10 protein-coding genes are annotated in these 13,451 nt (G+C 63.9%); 9 read left to right on the top strand and 1 reads right to left on the bottom strand.

Features of this window, described 5'->3' with window-relative positions:
• Window positions 1–133 precede the first annotated feature (133 nt).
• The 4 genes from E2583_RS02560 (at window position 134) to E2583_RS02545 (ending at window position 3,713) form a co-directional block, all read left to right on the top strand.
• Window positions 134–925, top strand: coding sequence for an SDR family oxidoreductase (locus tag E2583_RS02560; protein WP_291592929.1), 792 nt, complete (start codon window positions 134–136; stop codon window positions 923–925).
• Between the two features lie 122 nt (window positions 926–1,047).
• On the top strand, window positions 1,048–1,470 hold the full coding sequence (locus tag E2583_RS02555) for a PaaI family thioesterase (RefSeq protein WP_291592928.1): 423 nt from the start codon (window positions 1,048–1,050) through the stop codon (window positions 1,468–1,470).
• Between the two features lie 135 nt (window positions 1,471–1,605).
• Window positions 1,606–2,622 carry an NADP-dependent oxidoreductase gene (locus E2583_RS02550; RefSeq protein WP_291592927.1) on the top strand — a complete coding sequence of 339 codons (1,017 nt, stop codon included), beginning with the start codon at window positions 1,606–1,608 and terminating at the stop codon, window positions 2,620–2,622.
• 185 nt (window positions 2,623–2,807) lie between these two features.
• On the top strand, window positions 2,808–3,713 hold the full coding sequence (locus E2583_RS02545; protein ID WP_291592926.1) for an SDR family oxidoreductase: 906 nt from the start codon (window positions 2,808–2,810) through the stop codon (window positions 3,711–3,713).
• 46 nt (window positions 3,714–3,759) lie between these two features.
• On the opposite strand, the gene E2583_RS02540 is transcribed toward E2583_RS02545, so the two are convergent.
• Window positions 3,760–4,245, bottom strand: a complete 486-nt coding sequence (locus E2583_RS02540) for a DUF1566 domain-containing protein (protein WP_291592925.1) — start codon at window positions 4,243–4,245, stop codon at window positions 3,760–3,762.
• A gap of 338 nt (window positions 4,246–4,583) precedes the next feature.
• On the opposite strand from E2583_RS02540, the gene E2583_RS02535 reads away from it, so the two are divergent.
• The 5 genes from E2583_RS02535 (at window position 4,584) to E2583_RS02515 (ending at window position 13,417) form a co-directional block, all read left to right on the top strand.
• The gene (locus E2583_RS02535; RefSeq protein ID WP_291592923.1) at window positions 4,584–5,783 is read left to right on the top strand and encodes a multidrug effflux MFS transporter; all 1,200 of its coding nucleotides are present in this window, start codon (window positions 4,584–4,586) and stop codon (window positions 5,781–5,783) included.
• A complete protein-coding gene (locus E2583_RS02530) occupies window positions 5,776–7,209 on the top strand; it encodes an MFS transporter (RefSeq protein WP_291592921.1) in 1,434 nt (477 codons plus the stop codon). The genes E2583_RS02535 and E2583_RS02530 overlap by 8 nt, the downstream gene beginning before the upstream one ends.
• Before the next feature lie 287 nt (window positions 7,210–7,496).
• Entirely contained in the window at window positions 7,497–8,795 is a 1,299-nt protein-coding gene (locus tag E2583_RS02525) for an efflux RND transporter periplasmic adaptor subunit (RefSeq protein WP_291592919.1), read from the top strand.
• Between the two features lie 18 nt (window positions 8,796–8,813).
• Window positions 8,814–11,981, top strand: coding sequence for an efflux RND transporter permease subunit (locus tag E2583_RS02520; RefSeq protein ID WP_291592917.1), 3,168 nt, complete (start codon window positions 8,814–8,816; stop codon window positions 11,979–11,981).
• Window positions 11,978–13,417: an efflux transporter outer membrane subunit gene (locus E2583_RS02515; RefSeq protein WP_291592915.1), complete on the top strand. Its 1,440-nt coding sequence runs from the start codon at window positions 11,978–11,980 to the stop codon at window positions 13,415–13,417. Before E2583_RS02520 ends, E2583_RS02515 begins: the two co-directional genes overlap by 4 nt.
• The last annotated feature ends 34 nt before the right edge of the window (window positions 13,418–13,451 follow it).

Genomic DNA, 13,451 nt, shown 5'->3' with positions numbered 1-13,451 from the left:
CGGGACAGTCCCGACACGCAGGTGACAACACCGGGCCAGAGGCACCCGCACAATTCGTGCAGCTTTGACGGGCAGGCCTTGCAAGGTGCTGCGGGCCCGGATTGAACCTTGATCACGAACAGGAGACATGAGAATGACACGTACGGTGCAGCAACTTTTCGATCTCTCGGGCAAGACGGCCCTGGTGACCGGCGGCTCGCGTGGCCTGGGTCTGCAGATGGCGCATGCACTGGGCGAGGCCGGAGCGAGGATTTTGCTGAGTTCGCGCAAGGCCAAGGACCTGCAGGAGGCCGCAGCCGAACTCAAGGCCGCAGGCATAGAGGCCGACTGGATTGCTGCCGACTGCTCGGACGAGGCCGACATTGCCCGCCTGGCCCGGGAGGCCGTGCAGCGCCTCGGCCATGTGGACATCCTGATCAACAATGCGGGTGCCAGCTGGGGTGCTCCGGCCGAAGACCACCCGACGGCGGCCTGGGACAAGGTGATGAACCTGAATGTGCGCGGGTATTTTCTGCTGAGCCAGCAGATCGCCCGCCTGTCCATGCTGGAGCGCAAGAGCGGCCGCATCATCAATCTGGCCTCGATCGCCGGCCTGGGCGGCAATCCCACGGGCATGAAGACCATTGCCTACAACACGTCCAAGGGCGCGGTCATCAATTTCACGCGTGCGCTGGCTGGGGAGTGGGGCGAGCATGGCATCACCGTCAACGCCATTTGTCCCGGCTTTTTCAAGACCAAGATGGCGGCCGTGCTGATCGAGACCCTGGGCGAGGACGAAATGCGCTCCCATGCCCCGCTGCGCCGCCTGGGTGACGATGAGGATCTCAAGGGGCTGACGCTGCTCTACGCCAGCGATGCCGGCAAGCACATCACGGGCCAGTGGATGGCCGTGGATGGAGGCGTGAGCGCTCTGGTCGGAGGCTGAGGGCCGGGCTGACCGTGTTTTTGTGCGTGCCGGTCTTTTGGCCGCTGCCGCGTGTTTATATTCACGGTTTGGCTGGCGCAGCGCGTGGTGCGCGGCGCTTCATTCTCCTGAAAGGTTTGGCGGTGTTGTCATTTGGTCCTGAAATTCCCTTTGTGCATGAACTCGGCTTCGACCTGATCAAGGCGGAAAACGGCGAATCCGAGCTGCGCTACACACCGCGGCCCGAGCACCTGAATTCCTTCGGCGTCACGCATGGCGGGGCATCGATGACCTTGCTCGATGTGACCATGGCCGTGGCCGCACGCAGCGTGGATTTCGAGCAGGGTGTTGTCACCATCGAGATGAAGAGTTCCTTCATGCAGGCCGCCAAGGGGCCGCTGGTGGGTCAGGGCAAGCTGCTGCATCGCACCGGAAGCATGGCTTTCACCGAAGGCCGTATCTATGACGCGCAAGGACGCCTGTGCGTGCAGGCCACAGGCACTTTCAAGTACATGCAGCGCAGGCCTGCAGCCGAAGGTGGACTGAAAGCCCTGCCCACGGATTGAGTACAGATAGGCTGCTCTGTTTTTATGAGCGGCTACCGCCTTTCATATGGTTGTTTTGTATGTTATTGGCTGTAAGTGCGAGGTATATCAAGCGCTTTCAGCTATGAAAATTGAGTTTCAAACAGGAGACGAAACATGACGGTCAATCAGCAGATCCTTCTGGACAACCGCCCCCAGGGCGAGGCGGTGGAGAGCAATTTCAAGCTGGTGCAGTCCCCGCTGCCCGCCGTGGGCGAGGGCCAGGTGCTGGTACGCCACCACTATCTGAGCCTGGACCCCTATATGCGCGGCCGCATGAACGACGCCAAGAGCTATGCCCAGCCCCAGCCGCTGGGCGAGGTCATGCAGGGGGGCACGGTGGGCGAGATCGTCGAGAGCCGTCATCCCAAGTTCAAGGTCGGCGACAAGGTGGTCGGCATGGGGGGCTGGCAGGAGTACTCGCTGCTCGACCCCAGCGTGCCCGGTGCGTTGCGCAAGGTCGACACCACGCATGTGCCGCTGTCCTACTATCTGGGTGCCGTGGGCATGCCGGGCGTGACGGCCTGGTATGGCCTGGTCAAGATCATCAACCCCAAGGCCGGTGAAACCGTGGTCGTCAGCGCCGCCACCGGCGCCGTGGGCAGCGCCTTTGCGGCGCTGGCCAAGGCGCGCGGCTGCCGCGTCGTGGGGATTGCGGGCGGTGCCGAAAAATGCCGTTATGCCGTGCATGAGCTAGGCTTCGATGCCTGCATCGATTACCGCGAGCACCCCGATGTCAAGACCATGGCCAAAGCCTTGAAGGATGCCTGCCCCCACGGCATCGACGGCTATTTCGAGAACGTGGGCGGCTATATCTTCGACGCCGTGCTGCTGCGAACCAATGCCTTCGCGCGTGTGGCCCTGTGCGGGATGATTGCCGGCTATGACGGCCAGCCCCTGCCGCTGGCCAATCCTGCGCTGCTGCTGGTCAATCGCATCAAGCTCGAAGGCTTTATCGTCAGCGAGCACATGGAAGTCTGGGGCGAGGCCCTGACCGAGCTGGGCGGTCTGGTGGCAGCCGGCAAGCTCAGGCCGCGCGAGACGATTTCCCAGGGGCTGGCTTCGGCTCCCGGCGCCTTTCTGGGCCTGCTCAAGGGCAAGAATTTCGGCAAGCAACTGGTGAAACTGATTTAACTCGCCGAGGCGCCGTGCCCTGCCGGCCCCGCGCCTTGCGCCTTTTCCCGCTTTGCCATGCGGGAGGGGCACGATGCCTGCGCCCGCAGCGGCCCCGCCGCATGGCGGTGCTTGCCGGGCATCTCTGATCGGGACCGCGCCATTTTCAGGCGCCATCCCCCCTGTAAAAATATTCGGAGACAAGAATGATCACGAATTTCGCGGGAAAGACGGCGGTTTTGACCGGTGCCGGCTCGGGCTTCGGGCTGGAGTGCGCGCGCATCGGCGCTGCCAGAGGCATGAATCTGGTGCTGGTCGACGTGCAGCAGGAGGCGCTGGACAAGGCCGAGGCCGAGCTGCAGGCCACGGGGGTCAGGGTGCTGGCGCGCAGGGTCGATGTGTCGGATGCGGTGCAGATGGAACGACTGGCTGCCGAGGTCAAGGAGACCTTTGGCGCGCCGCACTTCGTCTTCAACAACGCGGGTGTCGGTGCCGGTGGTCTCGTCTGGGAAAACACCGTTGCCGACTGGCAATGGGTGCTGGGCGTCAATGTCTGGGGCGTGATCCATGGCGTGCGCCTGTTCACGCCCATGATGCTGGAGGCCGCCAAGGCCGATCCCGCCTTTGAAGGCCATATCGTCAACACCGCCAGCATGGCCGGTCTGCTGGCGCCGCCGAACATGGGTATCTACAACGTCAGCAAGCATGCGGTGGTGTCGCTGACCGAGACGCTGTACCAGGACCTGGCCCTGGTCTCGGACCAGGTCAGCGCCAGTCTGCTCTGCCCCTTCTTCGTGCCCACAGGCATAGGTCACAGCGAGCGCAACCGTCCCCAGGGCCTGGAGTCGCAGCCTTTGACGGCCAGCCAGAAGATAGGTCAGGCCATGACCGACAAGGCCGTTGGCTCGGGCAAGGTCACGGCGACCGAGGTGGCGCAGAAGGTGTTCGATGCGATTGCATCGGGCCAGTTCTATATCTACAGCCACCCGCAGGCCCTGGGCTCGGTGCAGGTGCGTCTGGAGGATGTGGTGCAGGGCCGCAACCCGACGGATCCGTTCGCGCACAAGCCCGAACTGGGCGAGAGCCTCAAGGCGGCGCTGCGCGCAGGCTGAGCGTGAAGGCGTGGAAAAAGCCTTGCCAGAAGCGGCAAGGCTTTTTTCATGGTGCCGCAGGACTCGGGGGGGCCAGCTCTGCCTCGGTGGCGGGGCGCACGAGGCGCAGCAGCAAGGCATTGCCCTTGCCCATGTCGGGAACGGCCTGCAGTGTCTCGGTGTTGATTGCCCATGCCTGCTGGGCCGAGAGTGCAGAGAGGCTGCTGGATCGGTCCACCTGGGCGTAGTTGTAGGTGTTCAGGCGCTGGGTATTCACGGCGGCGGTCCCCGTCCAGTGCCAGTCGCGCGGCGCGTTGGGGAAGAGTTCGGGGTTCAGGCCCTGGGGCTTGCTGTTGCGGTCCAGCAGGCGCTTGAGTTCATTGACGCGCGGCAGTCGCCAGCGCAGGTTTTCGGCCTTGCTTCGTTCGGCGGCGTGGGCCATGGCCTGCTTGTAGCTGAAGACCTCGGCCTGGCCGCCGCAGGCCTTGCCATTCCAGCTCATGCCCTCGGCACAGCGGGGCCAGGCCAGCTTGGCGCGCGTGTCTATCACCATGCTCCCATCCGGTGAGGGCAGAAAAGCCGGGGCCGCTGCGGCAGGCTGCGCGCTGGCCGGCTGAGACGTCAGGCATAGCGCAACGAGCGCAGTCAGCAGTAAAAAGGGCAGGCGTGGGGAGAAACTTGCAGCAATCACGGCAATAGCAGGGAAGGGTAGTTGAGCCCATTGTGCTGGTTGTCCATGCAGTCATGGCCTGGATGACCGGGCCTAAAGCCTCGTAATTGACGGCTTAGGCACAGGCGGTGCGAGGCTGACCGGCGCGAGCCTGCACCGAAAGGCAGGGAACCGGTGCCGGTCCAGCATACAAATCAAGTTACCACGACAATCACACCCCTATGCAAGCTTCTGTTTCACTGCGTCTGGTCCTGATTCTCGGTCTGTTGTCGGCCATCGGGCCTTTCGCCATCGATATGTATCTGCCGGCCCTTCCGCAGATCGGCGCCAGCCTGGAGGCCCAGGTCGGAGCCGTGCAGGCCAGCCTGACCGCGTTCTTTCTCTCCATCGGCGTCGGTCAGCTGCTGTATGGACCGGTTTCCGACATGCTGGGTCGCAAGCCGCCGCTGTACTTTGGCCTGGCGGTGTTTGCCCTTGCCAGCGTGGGATGTGCGCTGGCACCGAATATCCAGACCTTGGTGGCGTTGCGCTTTGTCCAGGGCCTGGGCGCTGCGGCCTGCATGGCCGTGCCGCGAGCCGTGGTGCGCGACCTGCATACCGGCCACGCGGCAGCACGCATGATGTCGCTGCTGATGCTGGTGTTCAGCGTCTCGCCCATCCTGGCGCCTTTGGCTGGCAGCGGCGTGATTGCCCTGGCAGGCTGGCGTGCGGTGTTCTGGGTCGTGGCTGCCGCAGCGGTGCTCGGCCTGATTGCCGTCTGGCGTGGCATCGAGGAAACGCGCACGGCCGAAGCGCGGCTGGACAGCAGCCTGGGCGGTGCACTCAAGGCCTACCTTTTTCTGCTGCGCGACTGGCATTACCTGGGCCTGGTGTTCATCGGAGGCTGCGCCATGGCGGGCTTTTTCGTCTACCTCGCGGGCTCGCCCTTTGTGCTCATCAACTACTACGGTCTCTCGTCCACCCAGTACAGCATGGCGTTCGCGCTCAATTCCATCGCCTTTATCGGTGCGGCGCAGCTGACGGGGCGGCTGGGGCAGCGCTTTGGCCTGGTCAATGTGGTCAAGGCTGCAGCTTCTGCGTCGGGCCTGACCATGGCCGCATTGCTGCTCTATTACCTGCTGGGCGGCGAGCAGCTGACGGTGCTGATCGTGCTGTACTTCATCGCCAGCGCCTTCATGGGTCTGGTGATACCCACGACCTCGGTGCTGGCGCTGGAAGAGCATGGCGAGATTGCCGGCACGGCCTCGGCCCTGCTCGGTACGCTGCAGATGCTGAGCGGCGCGGCCGCCATGCAGATCGTGGGACATTTTTCCAACGGCAAACCTCTGCCCATGGTGGTGGGCATGGCGACCGGAGCCCTGGTGGGCGTGGCACTGACGTGGATCACGCTGGGCCGTATGCACCGGGTTGCCCATGGCTGAGAGCACTGCGCAAACTCCCGCCGCCTACGACGGCCTGCCCGAGGGGGCGCGTGGCCGCGCCATGCTGGTCATCATTCTGGGGCTGACGCTGTCGGTGCTGGACAGCAGCATCGTCAACCTGGCCTTGCCGGCCATTGCGCGCGAGCTGCAGTCCGGTTCGGCCTTGACGCTGTGGGTGGTCAACGCCTATCAGCTGGCCGGTCTGGTGCTGCTGCTGCCGCTGGCGGCCCTGGGCGAGCGCCTGGGTTACCGGCGCATCTACCTGCTGGGCATGACGGTGTTTGTCATGGCCTCGGTGGCGGCCACGCTGGCCAGCTCGCTGGCCACCCTGATTGCCGCACGGGTGTTTCAAGGCATGGGTGCGGCGGGCATCATGAGCGTGAATGCGGCTCTGGTGCGACTGACCTATCCACGGGCCATGCTAGGACGCGGCATGGCCATCAACTCGCTGGTGGTGGCGACCTCGTCCATGGCCGGGCCCTCGGTGGCCGCAGCCATTCTGTCGGTCGCCAGTTGGCCCTGGCTGTTTGCCATCAATGTACCGCTGGGCCTGGTCACCCTCTGGATGGGACGCCGGGCGTTGCCGCCCAACCCCGTGGCGGGCAAGGAGGGCGAGCCGATCGCGGCGCTTGACGTCGTGCTCAACGTTCTGATGTTCAGCCTGCTGTTTCTGGGCGGTGAGCAACTGGGCGTGCGCATGGGGCAGGACCAGGGCGCGTCGGGCAGCACCCTGATGCCTTCGGGCTGGTGGCTGCTGGGTGCCGGCCTGTTGGTCGGCTATGTGTATCTTCGCCGTCAGTGGCACAAGACAGCACCGCTGTTTCCGGTGGATCTGATGCGCATTCCCGTTTTCCGCTTGTCGATGTGCGGTTCGGTCTCCGCCTTCTGCGCGCAGATGCTGTCCTACCTGGCCCTGCCATTTTTGCTGCTGGAAGGCCGTGGCCTGTCGCCCATGGAGGCAGGCATGCTGATCACGGCCTGGCCGCTGGCCACCATGCTGACCGCCCCGGTGGCAGGGCGTCTGATCGGCAAGTACCCCGACGGACTGCTGGGCGGCATCGGCATGGCCATGTTCGCCTGCGGACTGTGGTTGCTGGCGGCCATGCCGGTCGACGTGGCGCACTGGGACATGGTCTGGCGCATGCTGCTGGCGGGCAGCGGCTTCGCGCTCTACCAGTCTCCCAACAATCACACCATCGTGACCTCGGCCCCGATGTCGCGCAGCGGCGCGGCAGGCGGCATGCTGAGTTCGGCCCGCATGACGGGGCAGACACTGGGTGCCGTTGTGCTGGCCACCATCTTTGCCATCTCGGGTGGGCATGGCGGCAATGCCGAACTGCTGGCGCTGACGGTCGCCGGCGGTTTTGCGGCGCTGGCCGGCGTGTTCAGCATGTTGCGGGTGCGTCCGGGCAAGTCGCAGCGCTGATCCGGCCGCGAAATCGGCTTGGGGAATGACCTTGATGGAAGTGCCGCCCGGCGACTGCACCGCGAGGCGGAGCCGGCTCTAGTCCGTTGTGGGGAGGAGCCTTGCCGCCGGGGCTTTCTACACTCATGTCGCAAGGCCGATGGTGCAGCAGGCCTTGCAGGCTCGCGCAAAGCGCGCATGGCAAGCGGTGATTGCCGGCACGTCACTGCGCCCTCGGCTGCTTTACATTTTATTAATATTGTCGGCGCACAATGTTGACAAGTTCTTTAGTTCAGACCGCTCCACGTATGAAGATTGACCAGCCCGCTTCGCCGAAACCGCGCCGAGAGGCGCATTTTTCTTGCCTGCCGGGTGCAGGCCGGCAGGGGCATCGCCAGCAGGGCTTCATGCTGGCTGTGGGCGCCATGCTGATTGCCGCAGCGCTGGCGGGCTGCTCCAAGCCCGAAGCAGAGCAGAAAGGCCCCCCCAAGTCGGTGCCCAAGGTCGGAGTGGTCACCTTGCAGTCCCAAAGCCAGCAGCTGGACGCCAGTCTGCCCGGACGAACCCGTGCTTTCATGACGGCGGAAGTGCGCCCCCAGGTCTCGGGCATCATTCAGCAGCGGCTGTTCACCGAAGGTGCGCTGGTGAAACAGGGCCAGCCGCTCTATCAGATCGATGCGGCGTCGCTCAAGGCTGCCGAGGCCAGTGCTGCAGCGGCCTTGGCCAAGGCCGAAGCCAGCCAGCGTACGCTGGCTGCAACGGCGCGGCGCAATACCGAGCTGGTCAAGATCGATGCCATCAGCAAGCAGGCCTTCGAGGAAAGCCAGGCGGCGGCCGCACAGTCCGCCTCGGATGTGGCCGTGGCCAAGGCGAACCTGGAAACCGCACGCATCAATCTCAGGTACAGCCGCATCGAGGCGCCGATCGGCGGCCGCATCGCGCTGTCTGCCGTCACGCCCGGTGCGCTGGTCACGGCCAACCAGGCCACGGCGCTCACCACCATCGTGCAGCTGGACCCGATGTATGTGGACTTCACCCAGTCCAGCTCCGATCTGATGCAACTCAAGCGGGATCTGGACTCCGGCCGCTACCAGAAGGTGGAAGGCAACAAGATTCCCGTGCGCATCCAGCTTGACGATGGCAGCGACTATCCGCACCAGGGCAAGCTGGCCTTTGCGGGCGTGATCGTCAACGACACGACCGGCACGCTGACCCTGCGTGCCGAGGTGCCCAACCCCGACGGCATGCTCATGCCCGGCATGTATGTGAAGGCCTTGCTGCCCACGGCTCTGGCACCCGATGCATTGCTGGTGCCGCAGCAGTCGGTGACCCGCGATCTGACAGGGCGTGCCAATGTCATGGTCGTCATGGACGGCGATGTGGTTGAAAAGCGGGATGTGGAACTCGATCGTGCGGTGGGCGCCTCCTGGTTGCTCAAGACAGGATTGAAAGCCGGCGAACGTGTGATGGTGGATGGCTTTCAGCGCATCAAGCCCGGCGACAAGGTCCAGACCGTGGAAGTGGATCTGAAGGCCAAGGCCGAGCGCAAGAGTCAGCGTGGCGAGCCGCCTGTGCAGGCCGCCGCCGACGCACCTGCCAAGAAGTAAGCAAGGCAGGCGGCACACATGGCTCAGTTCTTTATCAATCGGCCCATCTTCGCGTGGGTCATCGCCATCATCATCATGCTGGCCGGGGCATTGTCGATCAAGCTGCTGCCCCTGGAGCAATACCCCGAGATCGCTCCGCCGCGGGTGACCATCGGCGCTCAGTACACGGGTGCTTCGGCGGAGACTGTCGAAAACTCGGTGACGCAGATCATCGAGCAGCAGATCAAGGGCATCGACAACATGCTCTACATGAGCTCGACCAGCAATGCGTCCGGTCAGGCTCGCATTACCCTGACCTTCGCCCCGGGCACGAATGTCGACGTGGCGCAGGTGCAGGTGCAAAACAAGATCCAGGGTGCGGTCAACCGCTTGCCGGATGCCGTGAAGACGCGTGGCGTGTTCATCAACAAGGGCGGCCAGGATTTTCTGGTCACCTACAGCTTCTATTCGCCCGATGAAGATGTGACCGCCGTGGATGTTGGCGATTACATCAACAGCAATCTGGTGGACATCATCGGACGCATCGAGGGTGTCGGCGACATCAACGTCTTCGGCACGCCCTATGCGATGCGCATCTGGATGGACCCGGCCAGGATGGAGAAGTACGGGCTGATCCCCTCCGATCTGACCAATGCGCTCAACGCGCAAAATGCCCAGGTCTCCGCGGGCCAGCTCGGGGCTTTGCCGGCGGTGCAGAACCAGCAACTGAACGCGACCATCACGGCACGTACCAAGCTCAAGACCGTGGAGCAGTTCGAGAACGTCGTTCTCAAGTCCGCGAATGACGGTTCTGTCGTCACCATCAAGGACGTGGCTCGTGTGGAGCTGGGGGCCGACAATCTGTCCATTCAGGCCAAGCTCAACGGCATGCCAGGAGCGGGCATGGGCATCATCCTGGCCGATGGTGCCAATGCCATGGCCGTGTCGGATGCGGTGGCCGCCAAGCTGGCCGAGCTCAAGCCCTTCTTTCCCAACCAGATCGACTACTTCGTGAGCTCGGACTCCACGCCCTTTGTGCGGGCATCGATCAGCGAAGTGGTGCATGCGCTGGGCGAGGCCATGGTGCTGGTGGTGATCGTGATGTTCGTGTTCCTGCAGAACTTCCGTGCCACGCTGATCCCCGCCATTGCCGTGCCGGTGGTACTGCTGGGCACCTTCGGCGTGTTGTCCGTCGCGGGTTTCTCCATCAACACCCTGACGATGTTCGCCATGGTGCTGGCCATCGGCCTGCTGGTGGACGATGCCATCGTGGTAGTCGAGAACGTGGAACGGGTGATGCACGAGACAGGCAAGTCTCCGAAGGAGGCGACACGGCAGTCCATGAAGGAAATCACGCCCGCGCTGGTCGGCATCGGGGTCACGCTGTCGGCGGTGTTTGTGCCCATGGCTTTCTTTGGTGGCTCGACGGGTGTGATCTACCGCCAGTTTTCCATCACCATTGTGGCGGCCATGGCGCTGTCCGTGTTCGTCGCCCTGACGTTGACCCCGGCGCTGTGCGCCACGCTGCTCAAGGCTCCGGATCTCAGCCATGGTCACGGGCATGAGCGGCCCATACGCTCGGGGGTACTGGGCATCAACGACCGCTTCTTCCGCTGGTTCAACCGCAATTTCGATAGTGCAGCCAACCGCTATCAAAGCACCGTGGCCTTCAGCCTGGGGCGGGCCAAGCGCATGATGCTGATCTTTCTGGCCGTGCTGGCCGCCGTCTGGCTGCTGATGGCCAAGCTGCCGACCTCGTTCCTGCCTGACGAGGACCAGGGCTTTGTCTACGTCAACGTCAATTTGCCGTCCGGCGCGTCGGATGCACGTCTGCAGGAAGTGCTGGACCAGGTGCGCGAGTATCTGGCCAAGCAGCCGGACGTGATCAGCTTCAACCAGGTTTCCGGTCTCAACGGCGACCAGAGTTCGGCGCGCGGCTTCATTCGCCTGAAACCCTGGAGCATGCGTCCGCTGCCTTCGCAGTCGGCCGCAGCCATTGCGAACAAGGCGACCAAGGATCTGGCCGGCATCCGTGACGCGCGCGTGCAGGTGGTTCTGCCACCGGCGGTGCGCGGCCTGGGCTCGAGCTCGGGCTACAACTTCATGATCAAGGACATCAATGGCGTGGGCCATGAAGCGCTGCTCGCCGCGCGCGATCAGGTGCTGGGCGAGATGCGGGCCAACAACCTGCTGACGGCGGTGCGCACCACCAATCTGGAAGACGCCAGCGAGCTGCGCGTGGATGTGGACGACCGCAAGGCTGCCGCGCTGGGGCTGGCGTACAGCGACATCAACAGCGTTCTCTCCAGCGCCATGGGCGGCACCTATGTGAACGACTTTCTGAACAATGGTCGCGTCAAGCGTGTCTACATCATGGGCGATGCCCAGTACCGCATGCTGCCCGGCGATATCGCCAAATGGACGGTGCGCAACAACAAGGGCGAGATGGTGCCTTTCGGTGCGTTCTCCAGAACCTACTGGGCCTATGGATCGCCTCAGCTGCTGCGCTACAACGGCAGCCCTGCCTATGAGTTCGAGGGCCGAGCCGCAGCCGGCATCAGCTCGGGAACGGCGATGGAGACGGTCGAGGGCATCTTGAAGAAGCTGCCCAACGGCATTTCCTACGAATGGACGGGCGCGTCATTGCAGGAGCGCCAGTCGGGCGCGCAGGCGCCCATGCTCTATGCCATCTCGATTCTGTTTGTCTTCCTGTGTCTGGCAGCGCTCTATGAAAGCTGGACCGTGCCGCTGTCGGTGATGCTGGCCGTGCCGCTGGGTGTGGTGGGGGCGCTGCTGGCAACCTACGCCCGTGGTCTGACCAACGATGTCTATTTTCAGGTCGGTCTGCTCACCACGGTGGGTCTTGCTGCAAAGAATGCGATCTTGATCGTGGAGTTTGCCGTGCAGTTGCAGGAGCAGGGCAAGAAGCTGTTCGACGCGACGGTGGAAGCCGTGCGTCTGCGTCTGCGTCCGATCCTGATGACTTCCCTGGCCTTTGGCTTCGGCGTGATTCCACTGGCCGTCGGCACCGGTGCTGGAGCAGGGGGGCGCAATGCCATCGGAACGGCCGTGCTGGGCGGCATGGTGGCATCGACGGTATTGGGAATCTTCCTCGTGCCGGTGTTCTTCCTGCTGGTGCGCAGCTGGTTCAAGAGCCGCTCGCGCAGCGATGAGGCGGCTGACGTCAACAAGGAGAGCGCGGCATGAGGCGCCCGAGCATGAAATTTTCGGCCATGGCGGCCGCCGCAGTGACGGCCTTGCTGGCGGGCTGCAACCTGGCTCCGGCCTATAAAACGCCTGATCTGCCGGTGCCCGAGACTGTCTCCGGCAGTGCCTTGCCGGTTCAGGCCAGCGAGTCTGCGCTGCAGCAGGCCCAGGCGATGCAATGGCTACAGTCGCCGCAGCTGCGTGAGGTGGTGGCGCTGGCGCTGAGCAACAATCGCGATCTGCGCGTTGCGCTGGAAAACATCGAGAAGGCCCGGGCGCAGTACGGCATCACCCGAGCCGATCTCCTTCCGGGCATCACGGCTCAGGCGCAAGGCAATCGCACCCGCACCGCAGGGGACCTGACGACGGCGGGGCGCTCCAGCATCACCGAGCAATACACGGCCCAGCTGGGTTTCGCCAGTTACGAACTGGACCTGTGGGGACGCATCCGCAATCTGAGCGAAGCCTCGTTGCAGCAGTTTCTGCAAAGCCAGGACAACCAGCGCAATGTGCAGATCGGTCTGGTGGCCGATGTCGCCAATGCCTGGCTGACGCTGGCGGCCGACCAGGCGCGCCTGCAACTGGCCAAGGACACGCTGGACAGCCGCATCAAGGCGTTCGAGCTGACACGGCGCATGTACGAGCTGGGTTCGACCTCTGGCCTGGTGCTGGCCCAGAACCAGACCACCGTCGACACCGCGCGCGGCGATGTGGCCAGCTATACCTCTCAGGTCGACAGGGATCGCAATGCCCTGCAACTGCTGGTCGCAGGTGCGGTTCCCGCACGACTGCTGCCGACGGCCGGTACCCTGACGGATGGGCCGGACGCGGCGGCTCTCAAGGTCGTGCCCGTACCGCTGCCCTCATCGGTACTGCTCAAGCGCCCGGATGTGCAGTCTGCGGAACGCAATCTGCAGGCCATGAATGCCAATATCGGCGCGGCAAGAGCAGCGCTGTTTCCCAGCATCACGCTCACCGGCAGTGTCGGTACCGGCAGCAACGAGCTTGATCGGCTGTTTGGCAACAACAACAGCACCTGGAGTTTCATTCCTCTGGTCAAGCTGCCGATCTTCGATGGCGGCCGCAATCGCGCCAATGTGCGGGTGGCCGAGAGCAATCAGCGTGTTGCGCTGAGTCAGTACGAGAAGGCCGTGCAGACAGCTTTCAAGGAGGTGGCGGATGTCCTGGCCGATCGTGCCCAGTGGGGGGAGCGGCTGGCCGCCCAGACGAGCATGGTGGCGAATACGCAGAAAGCCTTCGATCTGTCCAACGCCCGTTTCAAGGCTGGCGTGGACAATTATCTGACGGTGCTGGATGCGCAGCGCAGCCTCTATGCCGCGCAGCAGACCTTGATAGGTCTGCGCCTGTCGGAGCAGCTCAACCGTGTGACCTTGTGGAAGGCACTGGGTGGGGAAGAGGTCGCCCAGCAGGGGTGATGGGCGAACGCGTTCTGCAAGTAGCGCCTATCCA

This window comes from Comamonas sp. (assembly GCF_009360615.1).
Taxonomy (GTDB): Bacteria; Pseudomonadota; Gammaproteobacteria; order Burkholderiales; family Burkholderiaceae_C; genus Comamonas.
This window is presented reverse-complemented; position numbering and strand designations above follow the sequence as displayed.

Coding starts and splice junctions, on each gene's coding strand:
- E2583_RS02560 (WP_291592929.1), top strand. CDS start 134: ATGACACGTACGGTGCAGCAACTTTTCGATCTCTCGGGCAAGACGGCC.
- E2583_RS02550 (WP_291592927.1), top strand. CDS start 1,606: ATGACGGTCAATCAGCAGATCCTTCTGGACAACCGCCCCCAGGGCGAG.
- E2583_RS02545 (WP_291592926.1), top strand. CDS start 2,808: ATGATCACGAATTTCGCGGGAAAGACGGCGGTTTTGACCGGTGCCGGC.
- E2583_RS02540 (WP_291592925.1), bottom strand. CDS start 4,245: ATGGTGATAGACACGCGCGCCAAGCTGGCCTGGCCCCGCTGTGCCGAG.
- E2583_RS02535 (WP_291592923.1), top strand. CDS start 4,584: ATGCAAGCTTCTGTTTCACTGCGTCTGGTCCTGATTCTCGGTCTGTTG.
- E2583_RS02530 (WP_291592921.1), top strand. CDS start 5,776: ATGGCTGAGAGCACTGCGCAAACTCCCGCCGCCTACGACGGCCTGCCC.
- E2583_RS02525 (WP_291592919.1), top strand. CDS start 7,497: ATGAAGATTGACCAGCCCGCTTCGCCGAAACCGCGCCGAGAGGCGCAT.
- E2583_RS02520 (WP_291592917.1), top strand. CDS start 8,814: ATGGCTCAGTTCTTTATCAATCGGCCCATCTTCGCGTGGGTCATCGCC.
- E2583_RS02515 (WP_291592915.1), top strand. CDS start 11,978: ATGAGGCGCCCGAGCATGAAATTTTCGGCCATGGCGGCCGCCGCAGTG.